Source organism: Methylophilus sp. (assembly GCF_008015755.1).
Lineage (GTDB): Bacteria > Pseudomonadota > Gammaproteobacteria > Burkholderiales > Methylophilaceae > Methylophilus.
In genome coordinates, this window is sequence record NZ_SSGF01000023.1 from 15,128 (window position 1) to 32,938 (window position 17,811).

General features: G+C 52.2%; 15 protein-coding genes and 2 tRNA genes. 13 read left to right on the plus strand and 4 right to left on the minus strand.

The window, feature by feature from the left end:
• The first annotated feature begins 90 nt into the window (after window positions 1-90).
• Genes E6Q52_RS09515 through E6Q52_RS09525 form a run of 3 tightly spaced genes read left to right on the plus strand, consistent with a single transcriptional unit; the run spans window position 91 to window position 4,797 of the window.
• A complete protein-coding gene (locus E6Q52_RS09515) occupies window positions 91-1,779 on the plus strand; it encodes a peptidase domain-containing ABC transporter (protein ID WP_292821410.1) in 1,689 nt (562 codons plus the stop codon).
• Window positions 1,772-3,079 (plus strand): HlyD family efflux transporter periplasmic adaptor subunit, encoded by a 1,308-nt coding sequence (locus E6Q52_RS09520; protein ID WP_292821412.1) that lies wholly within the window; start codon window positions 1,772-1,774, stop codon window positions 3,077-3,079. Before E6Q52_RS09515 ends, E6Q52_RS09520 begins: the two co-directional genes overlap by 8 nt.
• Entirely contained in the window at window positions 3,076-4,797 is a 1,722-nt protein-coding gene (locus E6Q52_RS09525) for a TolC family protein (protein ID WP_292821414.1), read from the plus strand. Before E6Q52_RS09520 ends, E6Q52_RS09525 begins: the two co-directional genes overlap by 4 nt.
• A gap of 2 nt (window positions 4,798-4,799) precedes the next feature.
• Here the strand turns inward: E6Q52_RS09525 and E6Q52_RS09530 are convergent, their stop codons facing one another.
• On the minus strand, window positions 4,800-5,441 hold the full coding sequence (locus tag E6Q52_RS09530) for a hypothetical protein (protein ID WP_292821416.1): 642 nt from the start codon (window positions 5,439-5,441) through the stop codon (window positions 4,800-4,802).
• Window positions 5,442-5,469: 28 nt separating this feature from the next.
• Window positions 5,470-7,896 carry a penicillin-binding protein 1A gene (locus tag E6Q52_RS09535; RefSeq protein WP_292821418.1) on the minus strand — a complete coding sequence of 809 codons (2,427 nt, stop codon included), beginning with the start codon at window positions 7,894-7,896 and terminating at the stop codon, window positions 5,470-5,472.
• Between the two features lie 209 nt (window positions 7,897-8,105).
• Between E6Q52_RS09535 and E6Q52_RS09540 the strand changes: the two genes are divergently transcribed.
• The 8 genes from E6Q52_RS09540 (at window position 8,106) to E6Q52_RS09575 (ending at window position 16,010) form a co-directional block, all read left to right on the plus strand.
• A complete protein-coding gene (locus tag E6Q52_RS09540) occupies window positions 8,106-9,179 on the plus strand; it encodes a pilus assembly protein PilM (RefSeq protein WP_292821419.1) in 1,074 nt (357 codons plus the stop codon).
• A complete protein-coding gene (locus tag E6Q52_RS09545; RefSeq protein WP_292821421.1) occupies window positions 9,176-9,769 on the plus strand; it encodes a PilN domain-containing protein in 594 nt (197 codons plus the stop codon). Before E6Q52_RS09540 ends, E6Q52_RS09545 begins: the two co-directional genes overlap by 4 nt.
• Window positions 9,770-9,777: 8 nt before the next feature.
• A complete protein-coding gene (locus tag E6Q52_RS09550) occupies window positions 9,778-10,422 on the plus strand; it encodes a type 4a pilus biogenesis protein PilO (RefSeq protein ID WP_292821423.1) in 645 nt (214 codons plus the stop codon).
• Complete coding sequence (locus tag E6Q52_RS09555) at window positions 10,419-10,949, plus strand: pilus assembly protein PilP (RefSeq protein WP_292821425.1); 531 nt, start codon at window positions 10,419-10,421, stop codon at window positions 10,947-10,949. The genes E6Q52_RS09550 and E6Q52_RS09555 overlap by 4 nt, the downstream gene beginning before the upstream one ends.
• A complete protein-coding gene (pilQ, locus tag E6Q52_RS09560) occupies window positions 10,946-13,180 on the plus strand; it encodes a type IV pilus secretin family protein (RefSeq protein WP_292821427.1) in 2,235 nt (744 codons plus the stop codon). The genes E6Q52_RS09555 and pilQ overlap by 4 nt, the downstream gene beginning before the upstream one ends.
• Window positions 13,181-13,262: 82 nt before the next feature.
• On the plus strand, window positions 13,263-13,805 hold the full coding sequence (locus E6Q52_RS09565; protein WP_292821429.1) for a shikimate kinase: 543 nt from the start codon (window positions 13,263-13,265) through the stop codon (window positions 13,803-13,805).
• Window positions 13,793-14,872, plus strand: a complete 1,080-nt coding sequence (gene aroB, locus E6Q52_RS09570) for a 3-dehydroquinate synthase (RefSeq protein ID WP_292821431.1) — start codon at window positions 13,793-13,795, stop codon at window positions 14,870-14,872. The genes E6Q52_RS09565 and aroB overlap by 13 nt, the downstream gene beginning before the upstream one ends.
• Before the next feature lie 13 nt (window positions 14,873-14,885).
• On the plus strand, window positions 14,886-16,010 hold the full coding sequence (locus E6Q52_RS09575) for a deoxyguanosinetriphosphate triphosphohydrolase (protein WP_292821433.1): 1,125 nt from the start codon (window positions 14,886-14,888) through the stop codon (window positions 16,008-16,010).
• 92 nt (window positions 16,011-16,102) lie between these two features.
• Here the strand turns inward: E6Q52_RS09575 and dksA are convergent, their stop codons facing one another.
• The gene (gene dksA, locus E6Q52_RS09580) at window positions 16,103-16,525 is read right to left on the minus strand and encodes an RNA polymerase-binding protein DksA (protein WP_019880976.1); all 423 of its coding nucleotides are present in this window, start codon (window positions 16,523-16,525) and stop codon (window positions 16,103-16,105) included.
• Between the two features lie 144 nt (window positions 16,526-16,669).
• Window positions 16,670-17,527, minus strand: coding sequence for a bifunctional methylenetetrahydrofolate dehydrogenase/methenyltetrahydrofolate cyclohydrolase FolD (folD, locus tag E6Q52_RS09585; protein WP_292821435.1), 858 nt, complete (start codon window positions 17,525-17,527; stop codon window positions 16,670-16,672).
• Between the two features lie 83 nt (window positions 17,528-17,610).
• Here folD and E6Q52_RS09590 point away from each other — a divergent pair.
• Together E6Q52_RS09590 and E6Q52_RS09595 are read left to right on the plus strand one after the other, a co-directional pair.
• Window positions 17,611-17,687, plus strand: a tRNA-Pro gene (locus tag E6Q52_RS09590).
• Between the two features lie 39 nt (window positions 17,688-17,726).
• Window positions 17,727-17,803: transfer RNA gene (locus E6Q52_RS09595), tRNA-Arg, on the plus strand.
• Window positions 17,804-17,811: the final 8 nt, after the last annotated feature.

The following is a 17,811-nucleotide window of genomic DNA, read 5'->3' on the forward strand; positions in this document are numbered from 1 at the left end:
GATGAGCCGTTTTTTTTCGAAACTCATATTCGGAACTTATATAATCCATTAATATCCATGTAATGGGCCTAAATTAAAACAACTCTTAGCATGGCAAATCTGACTCCCTCATTATTCACCCCCGTACAGCGGGTATTAAAACTCGCCGCCTTTGAAAAGCAGGATATCCTGCTGCTTTTTTATCTGACGCTGGTCTACGGTGTGTTGGGTATCGCTACGCCTGTTGCTGTGCAAACCATGGTCAATATAGTCACTATGGGCGGCGTATTGCAGCCTTTGTATGTGGTCGGCTTTATCCTGTTTTGTCTGCTGGCCTTGTCGGGGGCGATTTATGCGATCGAGAGTTTTCTGGTCGAGTTGATACAGCGCCGGGTATTTGTGCGACATAGTTTACTGATTGCGCAGAATACGCAGCAAATCCACATTTCCGTCTACGACCAGCATAACCCGGTCGAGCTGGTCAACCGCTACTTTGATATCCAGACCGTACAAAAGTCGGTGGCCACCCTGCTCACGGTTGGCCTCACCGCTTTACTGCAAGGCTTGATCGGTAGCCTGGTGCTACTGTTTTATAGTTTGTATTTCGGCATTCTGGTCATCCTGATGCTGGTGGTGTTGTGGGCGATCGTATTTTTGCTCGGCAAACAGGCAGAAACCACGGCACTCAAAGAATCCAAAGCCAAATATGACATGGCTGCCTGGTTAGAGAATATTGCGCGCAACAGATGGTTGTCCAAATTTTATGGAGCAAAGCAGCGCACCACAGAAAATACTGAAGTGTTGGTACAAGACTATCTTGGCGCCAGAGTGATGCATTTTCGCGTGTTGATGATGCAATTGATCGGTGCCGTCGGCATGTATGCCGTGGTTGGCACTGGCATGCTGATTTTAGGCGGCACGCTGGTGATCAAAGGTCAGATTAACCTTGGTCAGTTTGTGGCCGCAGAGCTCATTATTTTTGGTGTGTTATCCGCTTTTGTGCGCTTTGTGACCAAGCTGGAATATTTTTATGATCTGCTGGCGGCGGTTGATAAGCTGGGCGTACTGGAGACCATGCCCGTCGAAGCTGTCGGCGAGCATCCATCGAGTCTGGATGGCTACCATTCACTAAAGGTAGTTGGCTTGGGTTTTAGTCACCATGGCCAGGCGACGTTGGTGAAAGCGGTCAGTTTTGAATTACAACAGGGTCAGAGTCTGGCGGTGTTGGGCGCTTTGGGTAGCGGTAAAAGTACGCTTCTGGAGCTCATCACGGGGCTCAGGCAGCCTGCGCAGGGCTATGTCAGCTACAGCGGCATTGATTTACGCCAACTCAACCTCGATCACTTGCGCGACCATATCGGTATTGCCAATAAGGTGGAGTGGCAGCATGGTTCAATTTTGGAGAATCTGCGTCTGGCGCGCCAGGATATTCCGTTGGAGGCGATGGTCGACATGCTGAGTATGCTGGGCCTGTGGGAAGACATCAGCCAGCTGCCAAAAGGCATGGATACCATATTAACTGATTATGGCGCGCCCATGACGTATACCCAGTTGCAGCGCCTGATGCTGGCCAGAGCAATGCTCGGTCATCCCGATCTATTGATTATTGATGGTTTGCTGGATGGGCTCGGCCAGCAGGAGCTGGATCAAGTGCTGACCCTGCTCAAACGCCATCAGTCTCAATGGATGCTGATAGTCACCACGCGTTTTGCGCATATTGCACAGCAATTCCAGCAGGTCATTACGCTGGATAGCCAGCGCACAGATAATCAGCGTGGGCAAGGAGATCAGCATGCATGATCAATTGCAAATGACGCTGATGCGTAGGGTGCAAACGCCGCAGCATTTACGCGTTTGGATTAAACGCTTGGCCTGGTTACTGGTTGGTCTGCCAACCATGTTTTTGTTTTTACCCTGGCAGCAAAATGTTACTGCGCTGGGTAAGGTGACCGCCTACTCTCCCTCTGAGCGCGTGCAGACCATTGATGCGCCGGTGAGTGGCTTGATTAATCGCTGGCATGTGCAGGAAGGATCACAGGTAAAAGAAGGCGATTTATTGCTGGAGATTGCTGATACTGACCCAAACTTTAAACAACGCCTGGAGGCGCAGCGTGATAATTTGCAAAGCAAGCTGGGCGCCAAGCAGGATGAGTTGCGTGCCTATGAGTTGCAGAAACAGAACCTGACCGCCGCGCGCGATGCCAAGATTTCAGCCGCGCAATACAAGTTGGATGTGGCTAACCAGAAAATCCGCAGTAGCCAGGAAGCGGTAAATTCTGCGCAGGCGACGCTAGACACCGCCAGCCAGCAAGTGCAGCGGCTGCAACGCCTGTTTGGCGATGGCCTGGTGTCCAAACGTGATCTTGAAGTCGCCGAGCGTGACCATATTATCGCCAGCCGCAATCTCAATAGCGCGCAGGCACAATGGCAGTCGGCCAAAGCCGAGGCCAGCTCTGCCGCGGCCGATATTCAGCAAACGCGCTCTGACACCCAGGCCTACTTGGACTCGACTTCTGCGGTCATCAACAAAATTCGCGGTGAAGCCGCAGACAGTGAAAACAGCCTGCATAACTCCGAAATTTCATTGGCGCGGCAAAATATGCAGCGCATCGTTGCGCCTAGAGATGGCACGATTTTCAGGCTGCCGGTTAACTCGCAGTCGCAGATTATCAAACAGGGCGACCCCTTGCTGGTGATTGTGCCACACACCTCGCAGCGCGCGGTTGAGTTGTGGGTTGATGGCCGCGACGCGCCATTAATCACTTCACGCAGCACTGTCAGGCTCGAGTTTGAGGGCTGGCCGGCGATACAAGTGCCGGGCTGGGCGCAGGTCGGTGTAGGCACCTTTGAAGGCGAGATTTCATTTGTTGATCCAACCGATAACGGCACTGGTCACTTTCGTATCATGGTTGTACACAAACCAGGGACGCCAGAGTGGCCGTCTGCCAGATTTTTACGCCAAGGCATCAGCGCCAAAGGTTGGGTATTGCTCGAACGCGTGACCATCGGCTATGAGTTGTGGCGCTTGCTCAATGGCTTCCCGCCGCGTATTCCACATGAGCCTGTGCCCTTGCAGCAGGCAGGGGGCAAAGCGGCATGATGCGTTGCCTGCTAGCGCTGTTTGCACTCGCTTCGCCCTGCAGCACCTTACTGGCCGATGAGGTGACGGATACACGGGCGCGGCAACGCCTGGAAAAACCAGAAGGGCGTGCACTGGAAACTTACAGTCCACAGCCGGGTGTGCCGCTGCACGATGCCGTCAAGCAAGAGCAGCAACGTAAATCGTCCGTGACTGTGGATTTGAAAAAAGCGTTAAAGCCGTTTGAGAGCCCAGAAAGTGACAGCATTGTGCCGCAGGTCCAAGGGTCGCAAGTAACGCTTGCCGATATGCGCCAGCGGGCGCTGCAAAACAACTTGCAGATCAAAGTCGCCAAAATGGATCCTGAACTGGCGAAGCAATCATTGCGCGAAGAGCAGGCCAAGTTTGACCAGGTGATTTTTGCCTATGCCAAATATGCCGAAAAAGACACACCGGCCATGGCGGGCGATAAGGTCATTCTCAAATCGGATAATGCTTTGTTGAATGGTGAGTTGGCCAAGCTTAACCTGGATGCGCAAAAAAAAGAATACTGGGATGTGGAGGCCGGTGTGAAAGTACCGTTGCGCACGGGCGGCACGGTGACATTGAGCGCACCGCTGGAAAATCGCCAGAGTCTGGGTAAGTTTGCCAGTGACCAGTATCGTAGTGCCTTGCGTTTCTCGTTTAGCCAACCATTGCTGCGAAACGCTGGGCAGCAGGCCAACGAGGCCAGTATCCGCGTCGCTGAGCTTGATCGTGACAGCGTACAACTCAAAACTCGCCTGCAGACCATCCGCATTGTGGCGACAGTAGACAAGGCCTACTGGGAGCTGTATGAGGCCTGGGCAGCGCTGGACGTGCGCAAAAACCAGTTTGAATATGCCAGCCAGAACCTGGCGATGGTCAAACGTCGGGTGCAGGAAGGGTTGACCGCGGCAGTCGAAGTGAACCGCGCGCAAATCGGCGTGGCCGACCGCATGGAGGCGCTGATTGTGGCAGAAACCAACTTGAAGCTGGCACAACGCCAATTGCAGTTTTTACTCAATGATTTGCCTGACGACCAGGCCGGGCAGTCACCTTGGGTGCCGATGACGGCACCTAATCTGGTCAGGTTTGAATTTGACCGCGCGCACCTGATTCGTGATGCACTGGATAGCCGTATTGAATTGCTGGACCAAGAGTTGAAGTTAAGTGCCGACCTGATTCAGATCGATTATCTGCAAAACCAGACCTTGCCATTGTTTACGCTCGATTATCAGTATGGGGCGTTATCCGGCTCCGGCGAACGGTTTGGTGATATTGGCCAGGATTTGTTTGGTGGCCGTTATCGTGACTGGTCTGTGGGCCTCAAGTTTGAAATGCCGGTGAGTAACGAGGCACGTAAAGCCAAGCTGGATCGGGCCGTGGCGCAACGCATGCAGCGACTGACCACCAAAACCCTGCAAACCTTGACAGTCAAACGCGAGATTCATGACACGCTGGATAAGGTCGAACAAAACTGGCAACGCATCATTGCGGCACGCCAGCAAGTGCTAGTGGCGGGCATCAACTACGAGGCCGAACTCAAGCAGTTTAATGAGGGTTTGCGCACCATGACCGAGGTGTTGGAAACGCTGACACGTCTCGGTGAGGCGCAACTGAAAGAAATCCGCGCGATTAGTGATTACCAAGTGTCACTGGTCGATATGGCCTATGCCACCGGGACCGTGCTGGGGCACGGCCAGATCAGCTTGCAATAAAGTTACTCGCTGAGGGATTTGCCTGCAGACAGCGCTTCGGTCAGTTGCAGCAAGTTCATGCGGTGTATGCCTGATTTTTCGCCGTTTTTGCGCGGCGCGGTGCGGATATCATCGGTTTCAAATACGCTGATGCGTTGCGTGCCAAAGCGTGTTTCCACCAGTAACACCGGCACCCGTTTACGCACCAGGTCGTGCTTTTGCTTGCCAGGACGGTCAGACATGCGAAACTGTTGTTCATCCAGCCGGTAAGGCACATTCTGGTTGAGCAGGTAAATCTCCAGCTCTTTGCCACTTTCTGCAAACACGTGAATATCGGTATCTGCGTAGGGGCCTGCAGTGCCCTCCATCACTGAACCAATCAAGTGCGGGTTAAACTTTTTAAGTAGCTGCATGGTATGCAAGGCGGCTTGCCTTAACTCCAGCAGGTGCGCGGCATCGTTTTCATCGGCGTATAAGGCGTGATACTCGCGCAACGCTGAGTCAATTTCAGCATTGGTCGGCAGCGGCGCATCCTGTTGTATCCCCATGAGCTTGACCGCCTTGCGCTTGGCGCGACCATAGTCACTAATGCCTTCCTCAAACATCAGGCGCGCGGCAGACTGTGCTATTTCTTGCCTTAGATCACTTGAAAAATCGTCAAACATCGCATCAGGCTTTAAGTGGAATTCGTTGCTAATTGGGGCTGAGTAACTTGGCCGCCGGGTTTGCTGGCAGCTTTTTGTCCTCATTGCCGCCGCCGCTGTGGTCGCCAATCAGGCGCTCCAAAAAGGACGGCTCGTTGTCTTCTGGCGCATGCTCTGCCTCTGGGTCAAACAAGCCAGGCAGGTTTTCCGGTTGCGATTGCGGCAGATGTTCTTCGTAAAAATACTCATAAATACCAGGGTCATCTTCACCCACTTGCGCGCCCGTGTAAGCATCGACCTTCAGCTGCAAGACACCATCCGGCACTTTGTACTGATAGATAGGCAACCCGGTCAGGGTTTGCTGCATGTAATTGATCCAGATCGGTAATGCTGCACGGCCGCCAGTCTCACCACGCCCCAGATTGTGCGGATTGTCATAGCCGACCCAGGCCACCGCCACTTCTTTCGGATGATAACCGGCAAACCAGGCATCAAACTGGTCATTGGTGGTGCCGGTTTTACCAGCGATGTCTGGGCGGCGCAGTGACAGCGCGGCCCTGGCCGTGCCGTCGCGCACCACGTCTTGCAGCATGGTGGTGATAATAAAGGCATTGCGCTGGTCAATCACGCGCTCTTGCGACACATGCTTGCCTGCCTGCACGGCTTGAATCACCTTGCCGCGGCTATCGATAATCTTTTCAATCAGGTAAGGATGCACCTGATAGCCGCTGTTGGCGAACGTGGCGTAAGCTGCAGCCATTTGCCAGACGGAGGACGAACCTGCACCCAGCGCGGTAGACAGGTAAGCCGGATGATCTTTGGGATCAAAACCAAATCTGCGCAGGTAGTTTTGCGCGTAGCGGGCACCAATCGCGTTCATCAGACGGATGGAAATGGTGTTTTTGGACTGTGCCAAGGCTTCACGCAAGCGCATCGGGCCTGCGTACTTTTCATCGTAGTTGCGGGGTTCCCAACTGCTATTGCTGCCGGTTTCGGTCGAGGTGAAACTAATTGGCGCATCTTCAAACACGCTGGCCGGGCTGTAGCCTTTTTCGAGCGCCGCCGAGTAAATAAATGGCTTGAAGCTGGAGCCTGGCTGGCGGCGACCTTGTGTCACATGGTTGTATTTATTGCGCTGGAAGCTAAAGCCGCCAATCAGCGCCTGCACCTGGCCGGTTTCTGGATTGAGCGCCATAAATCCGCTTTCCACTTCAGGCAGTTGTACTACCATCCAGCTGTCATTTTGCTGATAGACCCGGATCACTGCGCCAGGCACCAGTGATAACGGCGTGCGTTTGGCGGGTGGCATATGGTTTTTTACCAGTAAGATGGCTTTGTCCTGCAGCTTGAGTACCGTGCCGCGCTTGGTGACCAAAGTGAGCAGGTTGGGTTCGACCTTGGTGACCAAGGCGGGCACAAACTGGTTATAAGTGACAAAATCCCGTAACAATTCACTGGCGCCACTGGCGGTCAGTTTGCCTGTTGGCAGCGAAATGATTTGCTCCGCACCACGGAACCCATGACGTAATTCAAAATTGATAATGCCCTGGATGACGGCGGTGTTTGCCGCTGCCTGGTGCTTGTTATTGATGGTGGTATAGACACGTAGGCCACTGGTGTAGGCCTTCTCGCCATACCGTTTATACAAGGTTGCGCGCACAATCTCGGCCACGTATTCGCCGCCCAGGGTTTGTACCTGGCGTTTTGAAGATTGAAATTTGAGCGGCGTGTTCATCGCCTGCTCAAACGCGCTGTCGCTGATCATGCCATAGCGATGCATATCACGTAGCACCTCATGCTGGCGCTTGATCGCGTAGTCAGGGTGAATGTAAGGGTCGTATTTGCTTGGCGCTTTCGGCAAGCCCGCCAGCAGGGCGGCCTCAGCCAGGTTGATTTGCTTGAGGTCTTTGTCGTAATAGGTTTTAGACGCCGTGGCAAAGCCGTAGGCGCGTTCGCCCAGGTAAATCTGGTTCAGGTACAACTCAAGGATTTTGTCTTTGCTGATGGCGTTTTCGATCTTGATGGCCAGCATGGCCTCTTTAATCTTGGTCCAGATATTACGCGGCGTATCCGGGCTGCTGAAAAAGTTTTTCGCCACCTGCATGGTGATGGTGCTGGCGCCTTCATGGCCACGGCCAGTCAGGTTGTTGCGGATGGCACGCAAAATGCCGGTGGTATCAATACCGTTGTGCTGGTAAAAGCGACGGTCTTCAATGGCCAGAATCGCGTCTTTCATGACTTTGGGCGTTTGCTCAATCGGCACAAAGGCACGGCGCTCCTGGCCAAACTCGGCAATCAGGCCACCTTCGGCATCATAAATACGCAGCGGTAATTTCGGATGGTAATCCGTGAGCGCATCCAGCGAAGGCAGTGATGGATACAGGATGCTGATCATCAACACCAGCAGGGCGGCGACGATCAGGCTGCCGATAATGGAAAGAAAAAGAAGGGACTGCAACCAGTTTCTTGAGTTCATGCGTCTTGCTGCCATCGTGAGAATTACCCATGAATTGTAATCTTTTTTTGCCAATTCAATGGCAGTTAATTATGGAATCATGCAAATAATCAGCATTGTTCTGGCGACCATGAAGGCCAGGCATTTGCTTGTCGCCATGAAATAGTGTGAGTTGGCATGGTTGATGCATAACCCAACGAACATTCAAATACTTAAAAAGGGCATTACCGTTGAGTCTGGGCTTTTTACAACGCAAAAAAACCAGTTTTATTGGTGTTGATATCAGCGCAACCGCCATCAAGATGGTGGAGCTGAGTGCTATTGGCAAACAGCAATTCCGACTGGACGGCTACGCTAATGTGACCCTGCCTAAAGGGGTCATCAGCGATGGCAATATTAATGACTTGGTGCAAGTGGCTGACACCATGCGGTCGGCCTGGCGTTTGCTAGGTTCACGTGCGCGCCAGGTGGTGCTGGCATTGCCGACGGCAGCGGTGATTTCCAAGCGGGTGATCATGCCCGCAGGCTTGCGCGAAGAAGACCTGGAATTGCAGGTGGAATCTGAAGCCAACCAGTATATTCCGTTTCCGCTTGAGGAAATGAACCTCGATTTTCAGGTGTTGGGGCCAATAGGCAAGAGCACGGACGAAGTTGAAGTGCTGATTGTGGCGGCTAAAAAAGAGAAAATTGATGACCGTGTGGCCGTGGCTGAAGAGGCTGGTTTGAAGGTCAGTATCGTCGATGTCGAGTCTTATGCGACTGAAACCGCCTATCGCCAACTCGTCAAACAGTTACCGCAGCACAATAAAAAAACCGTCACCATGATGCTCGACATCGGCGCGCATGTGACGCATATCAATGTCATGGTCGGGGCACATTCAGTGTATGCCAGAGAGCAAGCCTTTGGCGGCGCCATGTTGTCTCAAGAGATTCAGCGCCGCTTTGGTTTATCTCCTGAGGAAAGTGAAATTGCCAAACGTCAGGGCGGTTTGCCAGACTCTTATGAAGAGGAAGTATTGCAGCCGTTTTTGCAAAACCTGGCCAGCGAGGTTGCCCGTGCCATATCGTTTTTTACAAACTCTACGCAGTACAACAAAGTTGACCATGTGTTGCTGGCCGGTGGTGTGGCCGCGACGGCAGGCTTGGCTGCACTGATCGAGCAAAAAGCCGGTGTGCATACCCTGGTTGCGAATGCTTTTCAGGGCATGACTTTAGCCAGCAAAATCAAGGCATCGCAGCTTGAAACAGACGCGCCAGCACTGATGATTGCCTGTGGCCTGGCATTGCGCGGGGTGGACGCATGATTAAAGTCAACCTGTTACCGCATCGCCAGATCAAGCGCGCTGAGCGCCAGCGTGAGTTTGGCCTAATGGCATCGCTGGTCGCCATTGCGGCTGCGGCTATTCTGTTCGTAAGTTGGAGCTATATCCACAACAAAATTCAGACCCAGCAAGCGCGTAATCAGCGTTTGCAGGATGAAATGGTGCGGCTGGATAAAGAGATTGCCGTCATTGCCAGCTTAAAAGAGCAAATTAAGCATGTGTTAGAGCGCAAGCAGATTGTGGAAGGTTTGCAGAGCGACCGTAACCAGGCGGTGCTGATTCTGGATGAGTTGGCCAGAAAGCTGCCAGAAGGCGTGTTTCTCAAGAGTGTGAAGCAATTGCAAGATGAGATTGAGCTCAAAGGGATCGCAGACACCAATGCCAGGATTGCCACGCTGGTGCACAACCTGAGTGAGTCCGCCATTATGCACAGCCCCAATCTGGTTGAAATCAAGGCCAATACCAATGCGCTGGGGATTAAAGAATATGAGTTTGTCTTGCGGGTGTCTTTGCAGCGTGAAGCTGCTAAAGAAGACCTTAGCAAGCAGAAACCTGCACCTGCCAAAGGATAACTGAAGAGATGCAACTTTCTGATTTTAATAATATAGATATCAAAACGGCCGGCAATTTACCGATGCCGATGAAAGCCGTGTTGCTGGCCATCCTGTCGACAGCCTTGCTGGTGGTTGGGTATGTCTTTTTGCTCAGCCCCAACCTCAAGGAATTAAAAGCCGAAAAAGCAAAAGAGCAAGGGTTGCGCGACGAGTATCTGGCTAAAAAGGTGCAGGCCATGAAGATCAAAGCCTATGAGCAGCAAGTGGTTGATATTCAACGTACTTTTGGCACTTTGCTCAAGCAGTTACCGGATCGGTCTGAAATGGACGGTTTGCTGACTGACATTAACCAGGCAGGGGTGAGTCAAGGTCTTTCTTTTGAAGGCTTTGTGCCGATGCCGGAGATTTTTGCCGAGTTTTATGCAGAAAAACCAATCAACATCAAAGTGGTCGGCCATTACCATACGTTGGGGGCTTTTGTGACGGAGGTGGCCAAGCTGTCTCGTATTGTGACCTTGCATAATCTGCAGATTATGCCCGCTGGCAAAGATGATAAACAGCCGCATAAAGACATGCTGGTGATGGAGGCAGTCGCCAAAACCTATCGCTATATGGATGCAGAGGAAGTGGCTGCGCGTAAGGCGCAAGAGAGCAAGGCAGGTAAAAAATGATGCGTAACCACTACTTGCTTTGTGTCATCCCGGCCATCTTGCTTAGTGCTTGTGGCGTCTCGCAAGATGACGATTTGACCCAGTTTATGAATGAGGCCAGCCAGACGATGGTAGGCCCAGTCGAGCCGCTGCCACAGGTGCAGAGCTTTTCGCCCAAACAATATAACGCAGATGGTGGGCTGCACGATCCGTTTGTGCCGCGCAGGGCGGCGGTGCAAACCACTAATCAGCCAGACTTAAAACGCCCGAAAGAGCCCTTAGAGGCATACCCGTTGGAAAGCCTCAAATTTGTGGGCGTGTTGAGCAAAAAGAACAGTATGTTTGCCACCATTCAAACGCCAGACAGCATGGTGTACCAGGTCAAGCCCGGCTCACACTTGGGAGAAAAATTTGGTGTGATTACGGCCTTGGCAGAAAACCGCCAGACATTGAAATATGAGTTGAAAATCAAAGAGACGATTCAGGACCCGGTGAGCGGGGAGTGGGCCGAGCAAATGACAACGTTGGAACTGCAGGAACATCAATGATGAAAAAATTTAGTGATTTTGTTACCCGGATGGCCTTCTTGTCTGTGGCCTTGGCTGTCTCGGCAGTGAGCTTTGCCGCAGAACCGCCCGCCGCTACTAATCAACTGCAAGCGGTGGATGTTACGGTTTTGCCAGGTGGGCGCTTGAACGTACAACTGCAGATGGCGCAGCCACTGGCGTCTGCCCCGGTCAGTTTTACCTTAAGTAATCCGCCCAGAATCGTCTTTGATATTCCGAATGCCAGCAATGCCATTGGCAAAAATGTGCTGCCGGTGAATCAGGGGGTCTTAAAGTCGGTACAGGTGGCGCAAGCCAGTGACCGCAGCCGGGTGGTGCTTAATTTGTCCAAGCCAGTGCAGCACGAATTGCAGTTAAAGGATCAAACCTTGCTGGTCGGGCTGACGCAAGAAGGCGCGGATGTGCCGGTGGCTGCCGTGGCGGCTAAGCGTTTTGCTGAGCAGGAAGTCGCCGCTGGACATAAAATCCAGAAAATTGATTTTGTGCGTGGCAAGAATGGTGAAGGCCGTATTCTGGTCGACTTGTCTGACAGCCGTGTCGGCGTCAATGTGCGTAATGCAGGTAAAACGGTGGTGATTGATTTTGCCGATACCGAATTGCCAGAAGCCTTGCAACGCCGGTTGAATGTGATTAATTTTAATACGCCGGTGTTGTATGTGGATGCCTTACGCCACCATCATCAGGCGCAGATCGTGATCGAGCCGCAAGGTGATTGGGAACAATCTGCCTACCAGACTGATAAGCGCCTGGTGGTTGATATCCGTCCGTTGGCTAAAGACCCGAATAAGCTGATTCAAGGCTCTAAGCAGGGCTATGCTGGTGAAAAACTGTCACTTAACTTTCAGCGTGTGGATGTCAGGGATGTATTGAAAGTGATCGCTGACTTCACTGGTAAAAATATTGTGGTCAGTGACTCGGTTTCTGGCAGCGTGACCATCGGTCTGAAAGATGTCCCGTGGGACCAAGCGCTGGATGTGATCATGAAAAGCAAAGGCCTGGACATGCGCGTCAATGGCAGTGTGATTTCGATTGCGCCAGCAGAGGAGTTTGCCGCCAAAGAAAAAGCTCAGCTCACCGCCGACGCAGAACGTGAAACGCTGGAAACATTACGCACCGAAGTGTTCTCATTAAAATATCAAAAAGCCATGGACTTCAGAAATATGTTGCTCGGCGGCGGCGCATCAAGTGGTGGTTCCTCTGCCGGTACGTCAGGCGGCTCGTCAGCAGGCCGTATGAACCGTATTCTGTCGCAACGCGGTAGTGTGACCTTTGATGCGCGCACCAACACCATTTTTGTGCAGGACACGCCAAGAAAACTCGATGAAATTCAGACCATCATCAACAAAGTGGATGTCCCGGTCAAGCAAGTCATGATCGAGTCACGCATGGTGATTGCATCGAACACGTTCTCTAAAGCATTAGGTGCGCGTTTTGGCATTTCGCAAACTGGCACGCCGGGCAACAATAGTGCGTTGTCGATCGGCGGTTCGCTGGGTAACAAAGCGACGGCTTACACCGCCCCGACTACCGCAGGTGGCACGGGCACATATACGCTGGGCACTCAGGGCGGCACCATACAAAGTGCAACACTGGGTAACTACGCCGTCAGCTCCAACGGTCAGCCCGATTTGATGTCCAACCTGCCGGTGACCAATGCGTATGGTGGCATTGCCTTGAGTTTGCTCAAGCTGTCGGCTAACTTGCTACTAAACCTTGAATTGTCCGCGTTGGAAGCAGACTCCCGCGGTAAAGTGATCTCCAGTCCACGGGTGACCACGGCAAATCAGCAAAAAGCCAGAATTGCCCAAGGTGTAGAGATTCCTTATCAAAGTGCAACGAGTAGCGGCGCGACGGCGGTGAGTTTTAAAAAGGCTGAGTTGAGCCTGGAAGTCACTCCGCAAATTACGCCTGACCAAAAAATCATTATGGATCTGGATGTGCGCAAAGACAGCCGTGGTGAAACCTTGCCGGGTGGCGTGGCGATTAACACGCAAAACGTGCAAACCCAGGTGTTGGTAGGGAATGGCGAAACCGTGGTGCTAGGCGGGATTTACGAACAGGTTTCGCGTAAATCTACCGACAAAGTGCCTTTCTTTGGTGACTTGCCAGTGGTCGGCTATGCGTTTAAACGCAACACCAAGCAAGAAGATAAAACAGAGTTGCTGATTTTTATCACGCCTAAAGTGATGGATGAAACGCTGGCTTTGAACTAATTAGCGCACGCAAGCGTGCACGATTACTGACAGCCGACAGGCTTTGCCTTAAAATGCCCAACTGAAACGGTTGGGCTTTTTTATGGGTGCGCAAATACCAAACAACATATTTTTGATCGGCTTGATGGGGGCGGGGAAGACCACGGTTGGCAAATTGATTGCCAAGAGTCTGGGTAAAACCTTCTACGACACCGATCATGTGATTGAACAACGCACCGGCGTTAAAATTCCCACCATCTTTGAACTGGAAGGCGAGGCTGGTTTTCGCAAACGCGAAACGTCTACGCTGGAAGAGTTTGCGCAGCAGGATAATATCGTGCTCGCCACCGGCGGTGGCGCTATTATGGCACCGGAAAACCGGGAGATTCTCAAGCAGTATGGCTATGTGATTTATCTGCGTGCCAACGTCAATGAATTGTATTTGCGAACCCGCAACGATAAAAATCGCCCCTTGCTACAAAATGTGGACGTTAAAGCCAAGCTGGAACAATTGTTTCACGCTCGCAATCCACTCTATACCGAAACGGCACACCTGATTGTCGATACCGGCCATCAGCCAGTCACCGTGATTATTCAAAAAATTGAAAACGCGCTCAATGCGTTGGAGCCTTCATGCAAACCTTAACCGTCAGCCTGGCTGACCGTAGCTATCCAATTCATATCGGTAATGGTCTGTTGGGCCAGGTGGATCTGATTCTGCCGCATTTAAAGCGCAAGCAAGTGGCGATTGTCAGCAATACGACGGTAGCGCCTTTGTACATGCAGGCGATTGCCCAACCCTTGCGCGATGCCGGTGTGAGTGTGATTGAGATCATTCTGCCGGATGGCGAGGCGTATAAAAATAATCAGACCTTACAGATCATTTACGACCATTTGCTGCAAAATCGCTGCGAGCGCAATACCACCCTAATTGCCCTGGGCGGCGGGGTGATTGGTGATTTGACCGGCTATGCGGCAGCGACTTATCTGCGCGGCGTGCCGTTTATCCAGGTGCCGACTACTTTGCTCTCACAAGTGGATTCGAGTGTTGGCGGCAAAACCGGTATCAACCACCCGCTGGGCAAAAACATGATAGGCGCGTTCTACCAGCCTAAGTTGGTGCTGGCCGATATCGACACCTTAAAAACATTGCCGCAGCGTGAGTTGTCTGCAGGCATTGCTGAAGTGATTAAATATGGCCTGATCCGCGATGCGGACTTTTTTGACTGGCTGGAAACCAATATGCCTGCGCTGATGGCGCTGGACACTGCCGTGGCCAGCTATGCGATTTATCGCTCGTGCCAGAATAAAGCCGAGGTGGTGGTGGCCGACGAGCATGAGCAGGGTGAGCGCGCCTTGCTTAACCTGGGCCATACTTTTGGCCATGCCATTGAGAATGCCATGGGTTACGGGGTTTGGCTGCATGGTGAAGCCGTCGCCACCGGCACGGTCATGGCGGCGGATCTGTCACAGCGTATGGGTTGGCTCAATGCCGCACAAATGGCGCGTATTAAAACCATTATGCAGGCCGCCAAGTTGCCGATAGCAGCGCCAGATTTGGGTGCAGACGAGTATTTGCGCTTGATGCAGCTTGATAAGAAAGTCGCGGACGGCCGTATCCGGCTGATTTTGCAGCAGGATATCGGCAAGGCCGTGATCACTGCCGATTACGATGCCGAGAAGTTAAAACAAACGCTGTCATTGGCGGCCTGACCCGAAAGCCGCCATGACCTTAGCCCACTTTGCCGCACATCCTGAACAAACGCGTGGCCGCAAGGTCAGCGAGCAAGAGTCACCGTTGCGCAATGTGTTCCAGCGAGATCGCGACCGTATTATTCACTCCACCGCTTTTCGTCGGCTCGAGTATAAAACGCAGGTATTTGTGAATCACGAAGGCGACCTGTTTCGCACGCGCCTCACGCATAGCATAGAGGTAGCGCAACTCACGCGAGGCATTGCGCGTACGCTGGGCCTGCATGAAGACTTGGCCGAAGCGATTGCGCTGGCGCACGACCTTGGTCACACGCCATTTGGTCACGCCGGCCAGGATGCGTTGAATCATTGCATGCGCGATTACGGTGGTTTTGAGCATAATTTGCAATCCTTGCGCGTGGTGGATGTGCTCGAAAACCGTTATGCCAGTTTTGATGGTCTGAACCTCACTTTTGAGGTGCGCGAAGGTATCCTCAAGCATTGCTCACGCAAAAATGCGCAGTTGCTGGGGGATGTCGGTGAGCGCTTTTTGCGCGGCGAATCGCCCAGCCTGGAGGCGCAAGTCACCAACTTTGCCGATGAAATTGCTTATAACAATCATGATGTAGACGATGGCTTACGCTCAGGCTTGATCACGATCCAGCAACTGGCCGGTATTCAGCTGTTTGCCGAAAACATGGCAGAAGTGAAAAAACTGTATGGCGACATCGAAGAAAAGCGGCTGGTGCATGAAACCATCCGCCGCATGATTAATGTGCTGGTGGTCGACTTATGCCAGCAAAGCCAGCAGGCAATCGCCGCATTGAGCCCTGCCAGCATTGATGATGTGCGTAAGACGCCTGACTACCTGGTTGGCTTTAGCCAGGCCCTGGATGAAAAAAACCTGGAACTCAAGCAGTTTTTGCGTAAGCATCTTTATCAGCACTACCGCGTCAATCGCATGAGCGCCAAAGCGCGCCGTATTATCGAAGAGCTATTTAAGGCATTTATGGACAATCCGGCCTTGATGCCTGATGAGTATCAATTGGCTGCCAAACACAATCAGGCACGTGCGGTGGCAGACTATATTGCTGGCATGACCGACCGCTATGCCATTCGTGAACATCGGCGTTTATTCGCGGTAGAAGAGAGCTGGTAACTACTGCATGCAAAAGAAAATAAAAAAGGCTGCTATGGATAAGCAGCCTTTTTTATTGCCTAGGTTGAACTGATTCAGCCTAGTGGCGAGGATTATTTAGCGACTTGTTTCTCGCGCATTTCGTCCAGTGTTTTGCAGTCAATACACAAGGTCGCTGTCGGGCGGGCTTCCAGGCGTTTCAGGCCGATTTCAATGCCGCAGCCTTCGCAGTAGCCATAGTCGCCGCTGTCAATGTTGCGCAAGGTTTCGTCGATTTTTTTAATCAGCTTGCGCTCGCGGTCGCGGTTACGCAACTCCAGAGCCATGTCAGATTCCTGGCTGGCACGGTCATTCGGGTCCGCAAAACTGGTGACTTCGTCCTGCATGGTGTGCACAGTACGGTCAATGTCATGACTCAGTTCTGATTTCCAGTCATTCAGGATTTTACGAAAGTGATCCTGCTGCTTTTTGTTCATGTATTCCTCACCGGCAGCTGGCTGGTAAGGGGTGAAAGATTTGTTAACGGTATCTGCCATGATGGTTCCAAAGAACGAAACTACTGAATAGTTATTGCCAAAAAAGGCGCTTGTACTGCATTAGGTCATTCAACAATCGCGCGAGTTTACACCAGTTTCCAAGGGCATGCAAAGTCTCTTTTCTGTGTTTTAAAGGCACCAGGATCAGGCTTGCTCTCGGAGCTCCAGTGCTTTTAAGGTATTTTCCATCAGCGTTGCCACGGTCATCGGCCCGACACCGCCTGGTACAGGGGTGATGTGGCTGGCACGTTGGCTGGCGACGGCGAAATCCACATCGCCGGTAATTTTGCCATCCGGCAAGCGATTGATGCCAATGTCTACCACAATCGCACCAGACTTGATCCACTCACCTTTAATCAGGCCTGCTTTGCCTGCGGCCGCAACAATTAAGTCTGCCCGGCCAATATGCGCTGCCAAATCTTTGGTGTGTCGATGGCAGCTGGTCACCGTGCAACCTGCTAGTAACAACTCCAGGCCCATGGGGCGGCCGACGTGGTTGGAGACGCCCACCACGACCGCGTCCAGCCCCTTGAGCGCGATGCCACTGGCTTGCAGCATTTTAATCACGCCATAAGGGGTGCACGAACGCAGCAATGGCTGGCGCACCGCCAGGCGGCCTATGTTATACGGGTGAAAGCCATCGACATCTTTGGCCGGATCAATCAGGGCCAGGATTTCCGTTTCATCAATGTGATCCGGCAATGGGGATTGCACTAGAATGCCGTCAGTGTGGTCGTCGGCATTCAGTTGCCTGATCAGCGCAAATAATGCTTCCTGTGTCGTGCTGGCTGGCAAATTATGAGCCACCGAAACGATGCCTGTTTTCTCACAGGCAAGACGTTTGTTGCGTACATAAATGGCAGAGGCAGGGTCATCCCCCAATAAAATGACCGCGAGGCATGGCGCGCGTTTTCCGGCCTGCAAGCGTTGGATAATATTGGTTTTGATTTCCTCTAGCAGTTGATTGGCAATTTGCTTACCATCAATAATATGAGCGCTCATGAACAAAATATTTGTCGTAAAAAATAGAATTTTATCACATCGACATTGACACAAATTCAGAAAATCGGTTATATTTCCGTCTTCGGCGTGTAGCGTAGTCTGGTAGCGCGCCTGCTTTGGGAGCAGGATGTCGGGAGTTCGAATCTCTCCACGCCGACCAGTTTCTCTGGATTGCCTGATCGGCATGTAACTACTTTATCTGCTCGTAGCTCAACTGGATAGAGCACCAGCCTTCTAAGCTGGGGGTTACAGGTTCGATTCCTGTCGGGCAGGCCAATAAAGTC